Here is a 16,513-nt window from a genome sequence, read left to right on the forward strand (position 1 = left end):
GCACGATGCGGGCGGGCCGCCCGGTGTCCTACCGTGGCGGCCCGCCCGGGGGGAGATGGTCAGCCGCGGCCGATACCGCCGGCGCGCACACCGTCGATGAAGCCGGTCCACTCGTCCGAACCGAAGATCAGCGCGGGGCCGTCGGGGTTCTTGCTGTCGCGGACGCCGATGCGACCGCTCGCCAGGAAGGCGACCTCGACACACTCCTTGCCGGCGCCGCTACGGCTGCTCTTGAACCACCGGGCATCGACCAGCTCACTGCTCATCCTGCGTCCTTTCCGAATCGGGGAGGAGCACCGGCTCTGTCAGGCCGTGTACTCCTTCGCAACCTGACGTAACAGGTGCCTACTCGCGGAAACATCCAGCGCACAATGCAACAGGCCCTCGTGCGCCCGCCGATACCGCCGGACGTCACCCTGTCTTTCGAGATACAGATCCCCGGTGAAGCCCTCCACGTAGACCACCGGCGGTTCCACCGGCTGCCCTTTACCGTCGGTTCCGAACTCGAGGATCACGAAGGGGCCGGTCGAAAGCCCCAGGGGGACACCGGCTGCGAAGGGCAGAACGCGCAGCCCGACATTGTCCCGAGTACTCAGGTCGGCCAAGTGCCGCAGCTGTGCCGCCATCACCCTTGCACTTCCCACGACGCGGCGCAAGACCGATTCGCCGAGTACGACATCCACGGTCGCGGGGTGCGTCTTGCGAGTTATCAAGGCCTGGCGCTGAAGTCGCAGCTGGACGCGGCGGTCCAACTCGGCGTCGGTATCGTCCGGATACCCCAGCCCGTTGAGGGCCCGTGCGTACTCGGCGGTCTGTAGTAGGCCCGGCACCAGTTCGGACTGGTAGGAGGTCAGGCGCTGGGCGGACGCCTCCAAACCCACGTAGACGTCGAAGTTTTCGGGGATGAGGTCGCCGTAGGCGTGCCACCAGCTCTTGACGGCCGCCTGCTGGGCCAGGCCCTTGAGGCCCTCGCCGATATCGTCGGGTATGCCGTAGATGCGGCAGAGTTCCTGAATGTCTATGGTGCGGATGCGATCCGCCTGGCCTTTCTCCAGGCGTTGCAGGGTGCTCGCGCCCCACTCCATCAGCCGGGCGGCCTCGGCGATGGTCAGTCCCGCCTGAGTTCGCCAGTCCCGCAGATACCTTCCGAGCTGGCGGCGGGGCAGGGTCGACGACGCGTTCGTAGAGCTCTCAGACACAGCGCACTCCGTTCTCTCGGAAGCCTGTCGGTTCGATCGCGACGGGTCGGATCCGTCGGCCGCGCGAGCCCCCACCCCGACCCGCCCATCGCCTCGGCAGGGAGCCTTTCGTCCACTATGGAGAATCTTGCTCCCCCAGGTGGATTCGCTGCTGGAGATTCGCGCGAATTCTCTGTGGATATCCAAATCGGGCTTGGCGAACGTCCAGTTGCGGGATGCTGGAAGTGTGCCAGAGCATGGGGGCACTCATTCCGAAGTCGCACGTAGGAACGAGGAGTCATGGCTGTACATGTCATCGGGTCGTCGTTGATGACCAGCGATCTAACCCCGCACCGCGCGCGCAGCGTCGGACACGAGGGCTGGGTGGTGTCCTTCCTGCCCGGCCGCACCCTGACCTGCGCGCAAGCGGTTGCCGCCCTGCAGGTTGCCGAAGTGGTGCCACCACTGCTGAACGCGGTCGGCGGGCTGGCCGACGAGGTCGGCCTGACACCCCTCGAGGCCGTGGGTATGGCAATTCACCAGCGACCCTGGGAGGACGCGCCCCCGCCGCGACGCCGATACCGGCGACTCGTGGCGGAGGTGCCGGCATGCAACTGACCAGCCTGCACCTGCCGGTTGCCGGACTGCTGCGCTGCGGCGCCGATCCGGGCATTCTGACCACCGAACAGGCCCACGCCGCAATGCAACTCCACCTCGACTGCACCGTCGACACGTGCAAGGTGCGCCGCCGCGCGCGCACCGTTCTGGTCGAGGAGGGCCGCTGCGTCCTCGACGAGCGGGCCCTCCCGTGACCGCCCCGGAGAGCGGGCGGGCGGTGGTGCGGCCGCTCCCTCCTCGCGGCCGCACCACCCCGAGGCACGCCGCGCGCCGGTCCGCGGGACCCGCGCGGCACACCGTGGCGCCCGGACGGCACGTCCCGCGCCCGGTCGCGATGGCGACCGGGCCCGGGCGACACGCCGCGCCCGTGCGGCGCAAGGGGATTCGGCACCGCCCGGCGCACGCCGGACTCGATGCCTACGACCGGCTCCTGCTGTGGTTTGCCGGATGGCTGCTGAGCATCCGGATCGCGCTGGTCGGGGAGAACCCGATCGACGAGATGCCTACCGGACCACACCCATGAGGGCGTCGACGAACGGCTGACCGCCCATGATGGCGCCGCCGGCCAGCGCGCCGACCAGCAGGCCGATCGGCCCGGTGAGCCAGCTCAGGAAGAAGAACCCGAGTACCGCGCCGATGAGCCCGCCCAGCACGCCACCGATGACCATGCCCACGACGTTGTTGTTGAGCTCGGTGATGAGGCGGCTCATCGGATCGACGGGCTGCAGCTCCCCGATCTGGGCGGCGGCGGAATCCGGTGTGAGCGAGAGCGTCCGGCCGTCCGGGCTGATGTGCTGGGCCACCGGCAGCAGCCGGTCGCGGACCCGGAACGACAGGGGCACCTCGGCGACCACCGCGCCGGAGTCGGACCGCAGCGTGACGCGTTTGCCGTCGTCGACGGCCTCGAATCGGCCGTTCTCGACGGTGGTGGTCAGTACCCGTTCGTCGTCGGACAGGGCCGCGCGGTAGGCGACTCCCTGATCGACTCCGGACGATGTGAGTTCTCGGGCCGGTGCCGACGACGCGGACGTCGACGGCGCGGGAGTCGCGGTCGGGGTGGCATTCACGGTTCCCGCGGCGATGCCCACCGCGGCGACAGCCATGAGGGTGGTGGCGGCGAGCCTGCCGAACTTCATCCTCTGATATCCTTTTTATACTCTAAATTCATCCGGGCATCTGGAGCGCCCGGTCGGAGACATACAGCGTCCGACTGTCGTTGGCAGACGGTGTTATTGGCGAGGTGCACGGACGCTTCGTTGTCGTATTGTGACCTTTGCTGCGCTCGAGTCGACGCGGGGCCTCGCATGGTGTATGCACTACGTGTCTTCGACTTGCACTCTCACACTTCGGATCTCGCTCGACGGTTCGGAGCCGACTACCTGGAGGAACGTAGGTGTCGCGCCGACGCATCCATGCCGGATTCACCTTGGCGGGCTTCGTCATCGCGGCCGCGCTCTCGGCGGCATGTCTTGCCGCAGCCATATTTTCGCTGATGGGGGACGATTCCACGCCCGCGCAGACGAAGGCTGCCCAGACCGGGGTCCCGACCTCGTCCGCCGCGGCGCCGGCGCCACAGCCGGGCGTCTCCACCAATGTCCCGGAGACCGGTTCGGCGCCGGATCCCGCTCCGGCGCAGGTCGTCAACAAGGACGCCTCGGAGCGCAAGGATCCCGCCGCGATCGATCTGAACGTCGGCGACTGCGTCACCTTCGGCGGCGGCGAGCCGGCGGTCAGCAAGTCCGCCTGCGGCAGCTCCGGGTACAAGGTCGTCGACAAGGCGGATCCGGCCAGGCGCTGCCCGGCCGACGTCGACAAGTCCTACAACCAGCCCGCGCCGCCCGAGGGGCATCCGAGTTCGCTCTGCCTCGATGTGAACTGGGTGGTCGGCGGCTGCATGGATATGACAACCGACGCCCCGAAGCCGATGGAATGCGGGTCGCGGGTCCCGAAGGGGGTGCGGGTGGTCGAGATCAAGCAGGGCACCTCCAACGTCAACGACTGCGCGTCCGGCGATCGCGGGTTCGTCTACAACCAGCGGCGTTTCGTGGTGTGTGTCGCCAGCCTGTAGCGGGCCCGACCAAGATCAGAGTTCAGCTCGCTGAGCTGCAGCGGTTGCGGGCGCTGTGCGGTTCCCTATCCTTCTCGGTATCGGGGCGGGTCCGTAGTCCGAGGTTCCTGCACGAGTGAGGCGAGAGGAACTTCTATGGTCCGCAGGCTACCCGCCGAGCCCGAGCCCCGGCCGCAACCGCCGGACGACGAGCGCTGGCCCGTGGCCGAACCGGACGAGGGCTGGGCCCCGGCGCCGGCCGCGCGGCGCGCTCCCGTGGCCGACGACGACCACTGGGAACCGAATCCGCGGCGGGTGCTGCCGCCGCCTCCGGAGGACGACCGCTGGCAGGGCGCGCCCGAGGACCACTACGCGCCCGAGCCGAGCCAGGACCGCTGGGAGGCCGCCCGCAACCGGCGCCGCACCCAGCAGGCCGACCCCGACGACGAGTACTGGGAGGGCCCGCCGTCGCGACGACGCCCGGAGCCCGAGGCCGACGAGGAGCGCTGGGACGCCACCCAGAACAGACGGCGGGCCGGGCGATTACGGGTCGAGGTGCCGCCGATCGTCAACCCGTACGCGATCATCGCGCTGATCGCGGCCCTGATCGGCCTGTTCCCCGTGGCGCTGGTCTTCGGCCTCATCTCGTTCGGCCATCCGCGCGGCCGGGCGATGGCCATGTTCGCACTGCTCATCGGCATTCTCGAGGTGGTGGTGCTGGCCGGGGTGATCGTCCTGTCGGGAGTCACCCTCCCGCGCACCACATTCGGCGCCGAACCGACGCCGACGGCCGCCACCACGGTCGTCACCGTCACCGCTCCCGCGGCGCCCGCCGTGCCGACCACCACCGCGGCCCCCACCTCCACCGCGGCCACACCGCCCAGCGCCGCGAAGGGCGAGGCGTGCACCCAGGCGCAGGCGGCGCTCATCGGCGCCGGTTCCGACGGCGGCACCCTGCTGTGCCTGCGCCAATCCGGCGGATACAAATGGGTGGGCCCGCACACGGTCACGACGGCCGTCCACGAGAGCGGGACGAAATGCATCCCGGGCACCGACACCACCGCCCGCACCACCGACGGTCGCGCGCTGGTGTGCGAGGGCAGCGGCTCGGGGACCTGGTCGCTGTGGGTGGAGTGAGCCCCGCGCACACTGATATCCGATAGCCACGAGGAAACCGAGACGACGGAGGATGTCCATGGCCGAACGAGTTGCCGTAGTTTCCGGGGCCGCGCGCGGAATCGGCGCGGCCGTCGCCAAACGACTGGCGGCCGACGGCCTGCGGGTCGGCGTGCTGGATCTGGACGCCGCGAACTGCGCCGAGACGGTACAGGCGATCAACGACGCCGGCGGGCAGGCGGTGGCGCTCGGCGCGGACGTCTCCGACGAGGCCTCGGTGGCGGCGGCAGTCGAGCGGCTGGAGTCCGAGCTGGGCGCCCCGACCGTGGTGGTCAACAACGCCGGGATCCTGCGCGACAACCTGCTGTTCAAGATGAGCGTCGACGACTGGGACGCGGTGCTGGGCGTGCACCTGCGCGGCGCGTTCCTGCTGACCCGGGCGGTCCAGAAGTACATGGTCGACGCCAAGTGGGGTCGCATCGTGAACATGTCGAGCACCTCGGCGCTGGGTAACCGGGGGCAGGTCAACTACTCCGCGGCCAAGGCGGGCATGCAGGGGTTCACCAAGACGCTGGCCTTCGAACTGGGCAAGTTCGGTGTGACCGCCAATGCCATCGCGCCCGGATTCATCGTCACCGATATGACCGCGGCCACCGCGGAGCGCGTGGGTATGCCGTTCGACGAATTCCAGAAGGCCAATGCCGCACAGATTCCGGTGCAGCGGGTGGGGCGGCCGGAGGATATCGCGCACACCGCGTCCTTCCTGGTCAGCGAGGGCGCGGGCTTCGTGTCCGGCCAGGTGATCTACGTCGCGGGCGGTCCGAAGGACTGACCGGGTAGCGTCGCGTCCCATGAACCGACGGGCGGTTCGTCGTGCCGTGACGAGTTATGTACTGCTGCTACCGAGCCTGGTGGGCGTGGGATGTTTCCTGCTGCTGCCCATCGCGGTGGTGGCCTGGCTGAGCCTGCACAGCTGGAATCTGCTGGGCCCCATGGAATTCACGGGCCTGCGGAACTGGCGGTCGGTGCTGTCGGACGGGGAGTTCGGCCACGCGCTGCTGGTGACGCTGGCGCTGACGGCGATCGTGGTGCCGTCGCAGACCGTGCTCGGCTTCGTCGTGGCGGCCGCGCTGGCCCGGCGGCGCGGCGGGTCGGCGCTGCGGGTGGTGTACGCGCTGCCGTGGATGTGCGCGCCGGTGGCGGTGGGCATCGTGTGGCAGTGGATCTTCGCGTCGACCGGGGGCGCGCTGAACGCGGTGCTCGGGCGGCGGGTCGAGTGGCTGTCCGATCCGGCCCTGGCCTTGCCGTCGGTCGCGGCAGTGAGTATCTGGATGAATTTCGGGTACGTCGCGCTGTTCTTCGTCGCCGGGATCCGGGCGATACCGGGCGAACTCCTCGATGCCGGGGCGCTCGACGGGGCGACGGGCTGGCGGCGGGTCCGGTGGCTGATCCTGCCGCTGCTGCGGCCCACCATGTTCTTCGTCCTGGTGACCGGTGTGCTCACCGCGTTCCAAACCTTCGACACCGTGTACGCGCTCACCAAGGGCGGGCCGGGCGGGCGCACGGATGTCGTTGCCATGCGGATGTTCTCGGAGGCGTTCGACGCGGCGCGGCCGGGGCGGGCGGCCGTGATGGCGCTGGTGGTGTTCGCGGTGATGTTCGCCATCACGGTCGTGCAGTACCGGTATTTCAGGAACCGGACCACCTATGAGTACTGAGAAGAACGCCGCCAGCCGGATTCGCGCCGGCGGCGTCTATCTGGTGATGCTCGCGGGCGCGGTGCTGACCGTCGCCCCGCTGGTGCTCAGCGCGCTCACCGCGGTGAAGACACCGGGACAGTTCGCCGCGGAATCGCCGCTGGCGCTGCCGCATCCGGCGACGGGGGAGAACTTCCGCACCGTGCTCGATCAGGGCGGGCTGGGGCGGGCGCTGGCGGTGACGGCGCTGATGACCGTCTTCATCACCGGCGGGCAGCTGATCACCTCGACGCTCGCGGCATACGCGTTCGCGCGCACCGAATTTCCGGGGCGCGAGGCGCTGTTCTGGGTGTATCTCGGCACGATGATGGTGCCGCCCATGGTCACGTTGATCCCGCTGTATCTGATGTTCGCGAAGTTCGGGTGGCTGAATACGTTCTGGGCGTTGGTGTTGCCGTTCGTCTTCGGTTCGCCCTACGCGATCTTCCTGCTGCGGCAGTACTTCCGGGCCATTCCGGAGGAGTTGCTGGGCGCCGCGCGGCTCGACGGCGCGAATACGGCCGACATCCTGGTGCATGTGGTGGTGCCGATGAGCCGGCCGGTGCTCGGCACGCTGGCGCTGATCACGATCGTCACGCAGTGGAACAACTTCATGTGGCCGCTGGTCGCCGCGAGCGGTGACACCTGGCGGGTGCTGACCGTGGCGACGGCCGATCTGCAGACGCGGTACAACGCGCAGTGGACGCTGGTGACGGCCGCGACGACGCTGGCCATCGTGCCACTCGTGGTGCTGTTCCTGGTGTTTCAGCGGCAGGTGCTGCGGTCGATCGGGTGGACGGGGCTGAAGTGAAGACCTCGACCCGGACGATCCTCGGCATCGGGCTCAGCGTGGCGCTGCTGATCGCGGCGGCGCTGTGGCTGGGCCGCGCCGACGACGGCTCCGGGCGGACGGTGCTGCGGCTGCGCATCTGGGAGCAGCAGTTCGTTCCGGCGTACCGGGCCGCACTGAACGCGTTCGAGCGGGCGAATCCGGATCTCGAGGTCCGGATCACGGTGGTGCCGTGGGCTTCCTATCAACAGAAGCTGCGGCTGGATGTGGCCGGTGGGACCGCCGACGATCTGTTCTGGACCAATCTGTACGAGGACTACGCCGACGCCGGGCGGTTGACGGATATCGGTGCGGCGCTGGGGTCGGAGGCCGCGCGGGCGTGGGATCCGTCGGCGGTGTCGCAGTACACCAGGAACGGGAAGCTCTGGGCGGTACCGCAATTCGTGGACGGTGGGACCGCGGTGTTCTACAACCGCGATCTGCTCGCTGCGGCGGGGGTCGATCCGGCCGAGTTGGGCTCCGCGCGTTGGGGTTCGGGCGATTCGTTCCGGCCGTTGTTGACGCGGCTCGCGTCCGTCGCGCCGTGGGCGTACAACGCGGCCAACGATTTTCAGTCGATCGAGCTGCCGTATCTCGGGTCGGCGGGCGGGCAGTTCCAGCGCGACGACCGGTTCGTCTTCGACAGTCCCCAAGGCGTCGAGGCGTTCACGTACCTGACGGGGCTGATCGCCGATCGGCTCGCACCGTCGGCCGCGGATACCAACACCGACGACGACTTCGCGAAAAACGCCTTCCTGCAAGGGAAGCTGGCGCTGTTCCAATCGGGCACCTACAACCTCGCGGAGATCGCACAGCAGGCACGCTTCGGGTGGGGCATCGCGATGATCCCCAGCGGGCCCGCGGGGCGGGTGAGCACCAACAACGCGATCGGCGTCGCGGGAAATGCCGGTAGTAAGCACCCCGAGGCCGTGCGCCGCCTGCTGGCCTGGCTCGGCAGCGCCGAGGGCAATCGGTACCTGGTCCAGGACGGGGCCACCATCCCCGCGGTGGTCGCGGACCAGCGTTTCTATCGGGATTACTGGTCCGCCAAGGGAATCGACGTCTCCCCGTTCTTCGACGTCCTCGACGGCCCCCGCATCTCCTCCGGCGGCGGCACCGGCTTCACCGCCGCCCTGGAAGCCATCAAACCCGTCCTCGGCGAAATGTTCCTCGGCCGAATCCCCGTCCCCGAGGCCCTCTCTCGCGCCGTTGCGGCCGGAACGGCTGCCCAGAAATAGGGAGGTCGGACCGGGTCGTCGTGGATCAGATGCCGCTGATGTCCACCAGGGGAGTTCGGGGGGCGAACTTGGGTTTGCTCGCCTGGCCGGAGATTTCGAGGAGGCGGACGGCTCGGTAGCGGTGGGGGCGTAGGGGTTCGAGGTAGTCGATCATGGCGTCGTCGTCCATCGGGTGGCCGAGGAGGGTCCAGCCGACTATCGAGGAGAGGTGGTAGTCGCCTACCGACAGGGCGTCCGGGTCGCCGAAGGCGCGCTGGGCGATTTCCGCGGCGGTCCACACGCCGATGCCGGGGACGGTGCACAGGCGCTGGGTGGCGGCGGCGTGGTCCATGGCGGCTGCTTGTTCGAGTTTGTCGGCCATTCGCGCGGCCAGCACGATCGTCTTGGCGCGCTGGGGATCGACGTTGGCGCGGTGGAAGGTCCACGACGGGACGTATCGCCAGGTCTCGGCGGAGGGTGGGACGCGCATCGGCGCGGGGGTGGGGCCGGGCGCGGGTTCGCCGAAGCGCCACACCAGCTTTCGCCACGAGGCGCGGGCGGAGATCGTGTGGACGCGCTGCTCCAGCACGGCGGGCGCCAGCGCCTCGAATACCAGGCCCGTGCGCAGCATCCGCAGGCCCGGGAAGCGACGGTGCGCCTCGGCGATCTTCGGATGCTCGGGGGCGAAGCCGGTGAGGTCCTCGTCCAGGCACAGCATGTGCGGCAGGCCGTCGAGGAATTCCGCGGCGCCCGGTCCCCACGCCCGCGCCGACACGGCGCACGGGCCGTCCTGGACCAGCCGATACGTGACCACGCCGGTCGGCATTCGCGACGCGTGCCAGTGCGCCCCATCGGCGGTCACCCGATGGCAGGGATCCCCCGTGCCTCTGCTCAGGGGCGCCACCGTGTGCGCGAGATCGATCGGCCCCGCGGCGGTCACCGTGCGCGCCGCGCCGTCGATCTCCGTTGCCACCGGGACATTGTGCTACCCGGGGCCGACCCGGCCACCCACCGACCCGCCCGGGCCCGATGACCAGCACCTTGTAACGAGACAATCACGTCCCGCGATCCCGATACCGATTGATCACATCGGCAATCGGTCGGCATATGCCGCTACGGAGGATCCAATGATTACCAATATCCTGAATTGGCTGCTCGCCGCCTGGGGCGGCGTATCCGCCGGCAGCTCGGGCTACCAGATCCCGCCCGGCACCCTGCCCTTCGGCAGCTGAGCGCCACCACCGCAGCACCCGCCGCACAACCCGCGGCGGGTGTTCGTGGTTGGAACCTCATCGACCCAGCGGCATCGAGTTGGGGAGTAAATTCTCACCGATAAGATCGGCTCGTCCCAATGAACCAATCGCATCGAGAGTTTCGGCAACTCACTAGCAATTAGTGGTTCAGGTCACGGTCGACACCATTCCGTCAACTATGAGTCGACAGAACAGCGATGTCGGCACCGATCTCCCGCCGGGTCTCACCCGTTCACGCTCCGACGAAAGCCGTTGTCGTCGCGACGGTGCCGCGTGATGCGAATTCCGTCGCATGTCCGTTTTATCCCTTTTCCTTGTGTCCTACGCTGCTGGTCCGGGGTGTTGGTGAGTGGAGGGATGACGGTGAGCGGGAACGAGTCGGGTGGGCGGAAGCGGGATGCGGTCGCCACCAGGCGCGCGATACTGGTTGCGGCGCAGGAGTTGTTCGCGGAGCGGGGGTACGACCGGGCGACGGTGCGGGATATCGCGGGGCGGGCGGGGGTGAATCAGGCGCTGCTGTTCCGGTATTTCGGGAACAAGGACGAATTGTTCCGGGCGGCCATCGCGGATCGGGGCCGGCATCTGCTCGAGGACGGGCCCATCGCGGAGCTGCTGGCCCGGCTGCTGTCGCGGACGCTCGCTCCGGTGGATACGCCGCCGCAGGCGTACTGGTTGCAGGCCGCGCTGCGGTCCAGCGGGCACGACGAGGGCACGTCGGCGATCCGGCAGCAGCTGGGTGACGAATACGTGCGCGCGCTGGCCACGCTCACCGACGACCCCGACGGCGATCTGCGCGCCGATCTGCTGCTGGCCTGGTTGCTGGGCATCGGGCTGGTCCGCTCGGTGCACCACCGGGAGCCGCTGGCCAGCGCCGATCCGGCCGACGTTGCCCGCCATGTGCTGCACGCCGCTCGAGCGCTGCTGTCCGGAGTGGACACGAGTTTTCCACCGCGATAACGGAATTCGAGCATTGACGCGGCCTCGCGGCGTCCCTTACCTTGGGTAAGTAAGCGTTTGCTTACATCGGTAGAGCGCCCAGTACCCGCCCGGGAGAGGGAGACCGCATGACCGTCGACACCGAGGTGCGCCGATACCCCTTCGGCGAGCCCGTCCGCCTCGATATCCATCCACTGTTCGAGAAACTCCGCCGGGAGGAACCGGTGTCCCGCGTCGAGCTGCCCTTCGGCGGCGAGGGCTGGCTGGTCACCCGCTACGACGACGCCAAACTGGTGCTCGCCGACCGGCGGTTCAGCCGCGCCGTCACCGTCGATCGCGAGGACATCCCGCGCGCGACGCCGGCGCCGTCGCGGCCCGATTCGCTGCTGAGCATGGACCCGCCGGAACACAGCCGGCTACGCAAACTGGTCGCCAAGGCGTTCACCGGCCGCCGCGTCGAACAGTTGCGCCCGCGCACGCGCGAGATCGTGGACGAGCGCCTCGCCGCGCTCGAGCGGTCCGGCTCGCCCGCGGATCTGGTGCAGCACTTCGCCCTTCCGCTGCCGGTCACCGTGATCTGCGAAATGCTCGGCGTGCCACCGCGGGACCAGCACCGGTTCCGGGATTTCTCCGACATGATGCTCTCCACCACCGCCTACACCCGCGAGCAGACCGATGCCGGGCGCGCGGCGCTGGAGGGTTACCTCGCGGAGCTGGTCGCCGAACGCCGGGCCGAACCGTCCGACGATCTGCTCGGCGCGCTGGTGGCCGCGCGCGACGAGGACGACCGGCTCACCGAATCCGAACTGGTCAATCTCGGTATCACGCTGCTGATCGCGGGACACGAGACGACCGCCAACCAGATCACCAACTTCACCTACCTGCTGCTCACCGAGCGCGAGTACTGGGAGTTGCTGCGGGAGCGGCCGGAACTGCTGCCCGGCGCGATCGAGGAGCTGCTGCGCTACGTGCAGCTGGGGTCCGGCGGCGGGCAGCCGCGGATCGCGACCGAGGATGTCGAGCTGAGCGGCGTCACCGTGCGGGCGGGCGAGGCGGTGTTCGTCAACACCCAGTCCGCCAATCGCGACGCCGCCGTCTTCGAGGATCCGGAGCGGCTGAACCTCACCCGCGCGCAGAATCCGCACGTGGCCTTCGGGCACGGCGCGCACCACTGCCTCGGTGCGCAACTGGCCCGCCTCGAGTTGCAGATCGCCATCGACGCTCTGCTGCAACGGTTCCCGTCGCTGCGCCTGGCGGTGCCGGCCGAGGACGTGCCGTGGAAGACCGGGCTGCTCGTGCGCGGGCCGAAATCCCTGCCGGTGAGCTGGTAGGGGCGCGCATGGCTGAGATCTGGCGGATCGAAGTGGACCGCGAGGCCTGCCTCGGTTCGGGCCTGTGCGCGGCCACCGCACCGGAACACTTCGTGATCGTCGACGGCCGCTCCAGGCCCGTCGCCGAACGCGCCGAACCGGCCGAAGCCGTCGTCGACGCGGCCGAGTCCTGCCCGATCGAGGCGATCCTCGTCCGGGCCGACGACGGGCGCGTCATCGCCCCGGAGGAATAGGAGACCTCCGGACAACGCCTTCACCAGCTCCGACACCGTGGGCCGCCGAGCCGCTCGGCCCGGATTTCGCCGTAGGCGAAGCCGGCGGGGCGGCGGCATGGCTTGCTCTCAACCTTTGTTGAGGTCTTAGTGTCGGTGCCCTCGGGTTGAATACCCGTGCGGAAGGAGTAGGCGAATGAGTATCGAGTCGGAGGCGTGGGGTCAGCTCTACCGGCAGGCGCACGCGCCGCAGGAACGGCGCGCGCTCAGCCGCGCCACGGCTCGGCGGATCCTGCGCTTCGCCCAGCCACATCGGGCGAAGCTGATCGGGTTCCTCGTGTTCAGCGTGGTGTCGGCGGTGCTCGCGGTGGCCAACCCGGTCCTGGCCGGGCGGGTCGTCGACAATATCGTCGGGCAGGCCGCGCCGGGGTCGGTGGTGGGGCTCGCGGCGATCATCGGCGTGGTGGCGGTGCTGGATGCCGCGCTGGGGATCGTGATCCGTTGGCTGTCCTCGCGCATCGGCGAGGGCCTGATCCTCGACCTGCGCACGGCGGTCTTCGATCACGTGCAGCGGCTGCCGATCGCCTTCTTCACCCGCACGCGCACCGGCGCGCTGGTCAGCCGTTTGAACAACGACGTGATCGGCGCGCAGCGGGCGTTCAGCACCACGCTGTCGGGGGTGGTCACCAATATCGTGACGCTCGTGCTCACCCTGGCGGTGATGGTGCGGCTGTCCTGGCAGATCACCCTGCTGGCGCTGGTCCTGTTGCCGCTGTTCATGATTCCCGCGCGGCGCATGGGGGTGCGGGTCGCCGGGATCCAGCGCGAGGCCGCGCAGCTCAACGCCGCGATGAGCACCCAGATGACCGAGCGCTTCTCCGCGCCCGGCGCCACCCTGGTCAAGCTGTTCGGCCGGCTGCGGCAGGAGTCGTCCGAGTTTTCGCTGCGCGCCGAGCGGGTGCGCGATATCGGGGTGCGGACCGCCATGCTGCAGACCGTCTTCGTGACCGCCCTGACGCTGGTGTCGGCGCTGGCGGTAGCGCTGGTGTACGGGCTCGGCGGCTGGTATGCGCTGCGCGGGCAGCTCGACGCCGGGTCGGTCGTCGCGCTGTCGCTGCTGCTGACGCGCCTGTACACGCCGCTCACCGCACTGGCCAGCGCCCGGGTCGACATCATGTCGGCGCTGGTGAGCTTCGAGCGGGTCTTCGAGGTGCTGGACCTGAAGCCGCTGATCGAGGACGCGCCCGATGCCGTCGCCGTGCCGGAGGGTCCGGTGGCGGTGGAGTTCGACGCGGTCCACTTCGGCTACCCGTCGGCCGACAAGGTGTCGCTGGCCTCGCTGGAGGATGTCGCGACCCTCGACACCCGCGGCGGCATCGAGGTGCTGCACGAGGTGTCGCTGCGGGCCGAGCCCGGGGAGATGGTGGCGCTGGTCGGGTCGTCGGGCGCCGGGAAATCGACCATCGCCCAGCTGGTCTCGCGGTTGTACGACGTGGACTCGGGGGCGGTCCGCCTCAACGGCGTCGACGTGCGGGGGCTGACGGCCCGCTCGATCCACGACACGGTCGGGCTGGTCACGCAGGACGGGCACCTGTTCCACGACAGCATCCGCGCCAACCTGCTGCTGGCGCGTCCGGAGGCCGCCGAGGCGGATCTGTGGGATGCGTTGCGCCGCGCCCGATTGCACGATCTGGTGGCCTCGCTGCCCGACGGCCTGGACACCGTGGTCGGCGAGCGCGGCTACCGGCTCTCGGGCGGCGAGCGCCAGCGCCTGACCATCGCCCGCCTGCTGCTCAAGCAGCCGCGCGTGGTGATCCTGGACGAGGCCACCGCCGCACTGGATTCCACCTCGGAGGCGGCCGTGCAGGAGGCGCTGGCCGAGGCCCTGGAGGGCAGGACGGCCCTGGTGATCGCCCACCGCCTGTCCACCATCCGCAATGCCGACCAGATCCTGGTCCTGGAGGAGGGCCGCATCATCGAGCGGGGTACGCACGCGAACCTCCTTGCGGCGGAAGGCAGGTACGCGGAGCTGTACCGCACCCAGTTCGCCGATGATTCGGAGCCGGTGGCGGCGTAGCCGAGGGGTGCACAGCCCCGTGTTTCCGGCCGAGAGCATGCCGGAAACACGGGGCTGTGCGTGTTGGTGTCGGAACACGGCTTACGTGTCGTTGGGAAACGCTGGGCTTACGTGTCTTTGGCAAAACTGGGCTTGCGTCTTGTTGGGAAGCACGGGGCTTTGCGGTGTTGTTCGGAAGCACGAGGCTCGCGTGTTGTTGCCGTGTCGGCGCGGCGCGATTCGGGTGGGTTGCGGATCAGGGGACTGCGCCGTAGGTGCGGGCCAGGGCGAGGCTGTCTTCGTGGGGGTTGTAGCGGGTGATGTGGCCGTGCTCGACGGTGAAGTGGAAGGCGAAGGGGGAGACGAACAGGTTGCCGGTCACGAGGACGCGTTGTCGCATATTTCCCAGGGCGACTGCGTGTTCGCCGTCTACGACGATGCGATCCACCGTCAGGTCCTCGGCGTGGAGGTGGGTGGGGAGGTCACGGAAGAAGGCGGCGGCCTCGGCGCGGGTGGTGCGGCGGCCGGTCCACGGAACCTCCTGCGCGCCATAGACATTCCAGTCGACGTGTTCGGCGAACAGCTCGCCGAGGCGGTCGAAGTCGCCCGAGCGGGCGCGCCGGAAGAACTCCTCCACGACTGTCCTCGTATCGTCCATGGTTGATTACTCCTCGTATTCTGCTGGCGGAAAAGATATTTCGGTGCGGTGTCAGACCCGGGCCGACACCGGTTCGCGATCGACGCGGTCGATGGTGTTCCGGGATCGGCTGCGGGACAGCGCGTTCCACCAGGCGACGACGCCCAGGGCCGTCACGGCCAGCCCCACGCCGATCCAGGCCACCGCCGGGTAGTCCAGGCCCGCGCCGATCGCGAGCCCGCCGACCCACGGGCCGACGGTGATGCCGACGTTGAACGCGCAGGTGTTGGCGGCGGCGCCGAGGGTGGGCGCGGCCGGTGCGAGGGCGAAGACCCGGCTGTTGAGCAGCGGGTTGATACCGAGCGCGAAGCCGCCCAGCAGGAAGGCCAGCACCACGGTCGGGACGGGGTGGGAGAGAGTGAGGGCCAGCAGGGTCAGGGTGAGGACGAGCGCGGAGACGCCCACGCCCAGCGTCCGCATCGGGTACGCGTCGGCGGTCCTGCCGCCCACGGCGATGCCCACGACCGCGCCCAGACCGTAGATCAGTAGCACGATCGGGACCCAGCCGTCCGCCATCCCGGTGGCCTCGGTGACCAGGACGCCGAGATAGGCGAACACCGCCATCTGCGCGGAGGTCGTCAGGATCGTGGTGCCGTAGAGGAGGAATACCGGCCTGGTCGCCAAGGCGCGCAGCTCGTTTCGCACCCGCGGGACCTCGACGGGCCGCGTATTCGGGATCATCGCCAGTACGCAGATCATGGTCAGCGCCGCCAGCAGCGCGACCGCCCAGAAGGCGGCCCGCCAACCCAGATGCTGGCCGATGAAGGTACCGCCGGGGAGGCCGGCGATATTGGCGACCGCGAATCCACCGGCGACGACGCTCATCGCCTTACCGCGCGCGGTGTCGCGCACCAGCCCGACGGCCGTCAGCGACGCCACCGCCCAGAATCCGGCGTAGACGAAGGCGGCCAGCACCCGGGTCGCGAGCAGCACCCAGTAGTCGGAGGTCAGCGCGCCGACGATATGCGCACCGACGAAGACCGCGAGGAAGGAGAGCAGCGCGGTACGCCTCGACCATCGCGCGGTCACGACCGCCAGAATCGGCGCGCCCACCAGCATGCCGATCGCGAACGCCGAGATGAGCCACCCCGCCTGGGGCACGGAAACGCCCAGGCTGCCGGATATCTCGGTGAGCAGTCCGGAGAGCATCAGCTCGGACGTGCCCTGGGCGAAGATCGCCAGGCCCAGGACGTACACGGCGACGGGCATCGCATTCCTTCCTTTTGGATCATTCAGTCCAGAATCAAGGCATCTGACTGCCTATTTTGGATCAATCAGTACAAAATC

19 protein-coding genes are annotated in these 16,513 nt (G+C 69.1%); 13 read left to right on the plus strand and 6 right to left on the minus strand.

Translation table 11 applies throughout. The features are described 5' to 3' along the window. Positions 1-59: 59 nt before the first annotated feature. Complete coding sequence (locus tag ON41_RS00840) at positions 60-266, minus strand: DUF397 domain-containing protein (protein WP_040744139.1); 207 nt, start codon at positions 264-266, stop codon at positions 60-62. A gap of 39 nt (positions 267-305) precedes the next feature. Further along, positions 306-1,199 (minus strand): helix-turn-helix domain-containing protein, encoded by an 894-nt coding sequence (locus tag ON41_RS00845; protein ID WP_040744140.1) that lies wholly within the window; start codon positions 1,197-1,199, stop codon positions 306-308. A 279-nt stretch (positions 1,200-1,478) separates the two neighbouring features. Here ON41_RS00845 and ON41_RS00850 point away from each other — a divergent pair, with 279 nt between their 5' ends. From ON41_RS00850 to ON41_RS00860, 3 genes are read left to right on the plus strand one after another with little or no spacing between them, the layout of a single operon-like run. Beyond that, complete coding sequence (locus ON41_RS00850; RefSeq protein WP_040744141.1) at positions 1,479-1,796, plus strand: hypothetical protein; 318 nt, start codon at positions 1,479-1,481, stop codon at positions 1,794-1,796. After that, positions 1,787-1,990 (plus strand): hypothetical protein, encoded by a 204-nt coding sequence (locus ON41_RS00855; RefSeq protein ID WP_040744142.1) that lies wholly within the window; start codon positions 1,787-1,789, stop codon positions 1,988-1,990. The genes ON41_RS00850 and ON41_RS00855 overlap by 10 nt, the downstream gene beginning before the upstream one ends. Beyond that, positions 1,987-2,319 carry a hypothetical protein gene (locus ON41_RS00860; protein WP_040744143.1) on the plus strand — a complete coding sequence of 111 codons (333 nt, stop codon included), beginning with the start codon at positions 1,987-1,989 and terminating at the stop codon, positions 2,317-2,319. The genes ON41_RS00855 and ON41_RS00860 overlap by 4 nt, the downstream gene beginning before the upstream one ends. Here ON41_RS00860 and ON41_RS00865 read toward each other — a convergent pair. Continuing rightward, positions 2,300-2,932 carry a DUF8020 domain-containing protein gene (locus ON41_RS00865; protein WP_040744144.1) on the minus strand — a complete coding sequence of 211 codons (633 nt, stop codon included), beginning with the start codon at positions 2,930-2,932 and terminating at the stop codon, positions 2,300-2,302. The genes ON41_RS00860 and ON41_RS00865 overlap by 20 nt on opposite strands. A gap of 257 nt (positions 2,933-3,189) precedes the next feature. Between ON41_RS00865 and lppU the strand changes: the two genes are divergently transcribed. The 6 genes from lppU to ON41_RS00895 all read left to right on the plus strand — a co-directional run bounded on the left by lppU (position 3,190) and on the right by ON41_RS00895 (position 8,762). Further along, complete coding sequence (gene lppU / locus ON41_RS00870; protein ID WP_157185323.1) at positions 3,190-3,864, plus strand: LppU family putative lipoprotein; 675 nt, start codon at positions 3,190-3,192, stop codon at positions 3,862-3,864. 135 nt (positions 3,865-3,999) lie between these two features. Then, positions 4,000-4,980, plus strand: coding sequence for a hypothetical protein (locus ON41_RS42455; RefSeq protein WP_040744145.1), 981 nt, complete (start codon positions 4,000-4,002; stop codon positions 4,978-4,980). 52 nt (positions 4,981-5,032) lie between these two features. Continuing rightward, entirely contained in the window at positions 5,033-5,791 is a 759-nt protein-coding gene (gene fabG / locus ON41_RS00880; protein WP_040744146.1) for a 3-oxoacyl-ACP reductase FabG, read from the plus strand. Positions 5,792-5,810: 19 nt separating this feature from the next. Then, positions 5,811-6,677: a carbohydrate ABC transporter permease gene (locus ON41_RS00885; protein WP_040744147.1), complete on the plus strand. Its 867-nt coding sequence runs from the start codon at positions 5,811-5,813 to the stop codon at positions 6,675-6,677. Then, the gene (locus ON41_RS00890; RefSeq protein WP_040744149.1) at positions 6,667-7,506 is read left to right on the plus strand and encodes a carbohydrate ABC transporter permease; all 840 of its coding nucleotides are present in this window, start codon (positions 6,667-6,669) and stop codon (positions 7,504-7,506) included. The genes ON41_RS00885 and ON41_RS00890 overlap by 11 nt, the downstream gene beginning before the upstream one ends. Next, positions 7,503-8,762: an ABC transporter substrate-binding protein gene (locus ON41_RS00895; RefSeq protein WP_040744150.1), complete on the plus strand. Its 1,260-nt coding sequence runs from the start codon at positions 7,503-7,505 to the stop codon at positions 8,760-8,762. Before ON41_RS00890 ends, ON41_RS00895 begins: the two co-directional genes overlap by 4 nt. A gap of 25 nt (positions 8,763-8,787) precedes the next feature. On the opposite strand, the gene ON41_RS00900 is transcribed toward ON41_RS00895, so the two are convergent. Further along, complete coding sequence (locus ON41_RS00900; protein WP_040744152.1) at positions 8,788-9,714, minus strand: DNA-3-methyladenine glycosylase family protein; 927 nt, start codon at positions 9,712-9,714, stop codon at positions 8,788-8,790. A 643-nt stretch (positions 9,715-10,357) separates the two neighbouring features. Between ON41_RS00900 and ON41_RS00905 the strand changes: the two genes are divergently transcribed. From ON41_RS00905 to ON41_RS00920, 4 genes are all read left to right on the plus strand, one after another. Beyond that, complete coding sequence (locus ON41_RS00905) at positions 10,358-10,951, plus strand: TetR/AcrR family transcriptional regulator (RefSeq protein WP_246829425.1); 594 nt, start codon at positions 10,358-10,360, stop codon at positions 10,949-10,951. A 107-nt stretch (positions 10,952-11,058) separates the two neighbouring features. Continuing rightward, entirely contained in the window at positions 11,059-12,261 is a 1,203-nt protein-coding gene (locus tag ON41_RS00910; RefSeq protein ID WP_040744155.1) for a cytochrome P450, read from the plus strand. An 8-nt stretch (positions 12,262-12,269) separates the two neighbouring features. Beyond that, a complete protein-coding gene (locus ON41_RS00915) occupies positions 12,270-12,494 on the plus strand; it encodes a ferredoxin (RefSeq protein ID WP_040744156.1) in 225 nt (74 codons plus the stop codon). Between the two features lie 175 nt (positions 12,495-12,669). Then, a complete protein-coding gene (locus ON41_RS00920) occupies positions 12,670-14,550 on the plus strand; it encodes an ABC transporter ATP-binding protein (RefSeq protein WP_040744157.1) in 1,881 nt (626 codons plus the stop codon). A 235-nt stretch (positions 14,551-14,785) separates the two neighbouring features. Here ON41_RS00920 and ON41_RS00925 read toward each other — a convergent pair whose 3' ends face one another. Together ON41_RS00925 and ON41_RS00930 are read right to left on the minus strand one after the other, a co-directional pair. After that, positions 14,786-15,187 (minus strand): nuclear transport factor 2 family protein, encoded by a 402-nt coding sequence (locus ON41_RS00925; RefSeq protein WP_040744159.1) that lies wholly within the window; start codon positions 15,185-15,187, stop codon positions 14,786-14,788. Between the two features lie 51 nt (positions 15,188-15,238). Continuing rightward, entirely contained in the window at positions 15,239-16,435 is a 1,197-nt protein-coding gene (locus ON41_RS00930) for a Cmx/CmrA family chloramphenicol efflux MFS transporter (protein ID WP_040744161.1), read from the minus strand. Positions 16,436-16,513: the final 78 nt, after the last annotated feature.

This window comes from Nocardia transvalensis NBRC 15921 (genome assembly GCF_000308875.1).
Taxonomy (GTDB): domain Bacteria; phylum Actinomycetota; class Actinomycetes; order Mycobacteriales; family Mycobacteriaceae; genus Nocardia; species Nocardia transvalensis.

What these genes read in the sequence shown, in the direction of transcription:
- ON41_RS00840 (WP_040744139.1), bottom strand. Translation starts at nt 266, where the DNA reads ATGAGCAGTGAGCTGGTCGATGCCCGGTGGTTCAAGAGCAGCCGTAGC.
- ON41_RS00850 (WP_040744141.1), top strand. Translation starts at nt 1,479, where the DNA reads ATGGCTGTACATGTCATCGGGTCGTCGTTGATGACCAGCGATCTAACC.
- ON41_RS00855 (WP_040744142.1), top strand. Translation starts at nt 1,787, where the DNA reads ATGCAACTGACCAGCCTGCACCTGCCGGTTGCCGGACTGCTGCGCTGC.
- ON41_RS00865 (WP_040744144.1), bottom strand. Translation starts at nt 2,932, where the DNA reads ATGAAGTTCGGCAGGCTCGCCGCCACCACCCTCATGGCTGTCGCCGCG.
- ON41_RS42455 (WP_040744145.1), top strand. Translation starts at nt 4,000, where the DNA reads ATGGTCCGCAGGCTACCCGCCGAGCCCGAGCCCCGGCCGCAACCGCCG.
- fabG (WP_040744146.1), top strand. Translation starts at nt 5,033, where the DNA reads ATGTCCATGGCCGAACGAGTTGCCGTAGTTTCCGGGGCCGCGCGCGGA.
- ON41_RS00885 (WP_040744147.1), top strand. Translation starts at nt 5,811, where the DNA reads ATGAACCGACGGGCGGTTCGTCGTGCCGTGACGAGTTATGTACTGCTG.
- ON41_RS00890 (WP_040744149.1), top strand. Translation starts at nt 6,667, where the DNA reads ATGAGTACTGAGAAGAACGCCGCCAGCCGGATTCGCGCCGGCGGCGTC.
- ON41_RS00910 (WP_040744155.1), top strand. Translation starts at nt 11,059, where the DNA reads ATGACCGTCGACACCGAGGTGCGCCGATACCCCTTCGGCGAGCCCGTC.
- ON41_RS00915 (WP_040744156.1), top strand. Translation starts at nt 12,270, where the DNA reads ATGGCTGAGATCTGGCGGATCGAAGTGGACCGCGAGGCCTGCCTCGGT.
- ON41_RS00920 (WP_040744157.1), top strand. Translation starts at nt 12,670, where the DNA reads ATGAGTATCGAGTCGGAGGCGTGGGGTCAGCTCTACCGGCAGGCGCAC.
- ON41_RS00925 (WP_040744159.1), bottom strand. Translation starts at nt 15,187, where the DNA reads ATGGACGATACGAGGACAGTCGTGGAGGAGTTCTTCCGGCGCGCCCGC.
- ON41_RS00930 (WP_040744161.1), bottom strand. Translation starts at nt 16,435, where the DNA reads ATGCCCGTCGCCGTGTACGTCCTGGGCCTGGCGATCTTCGCCCAGGGC.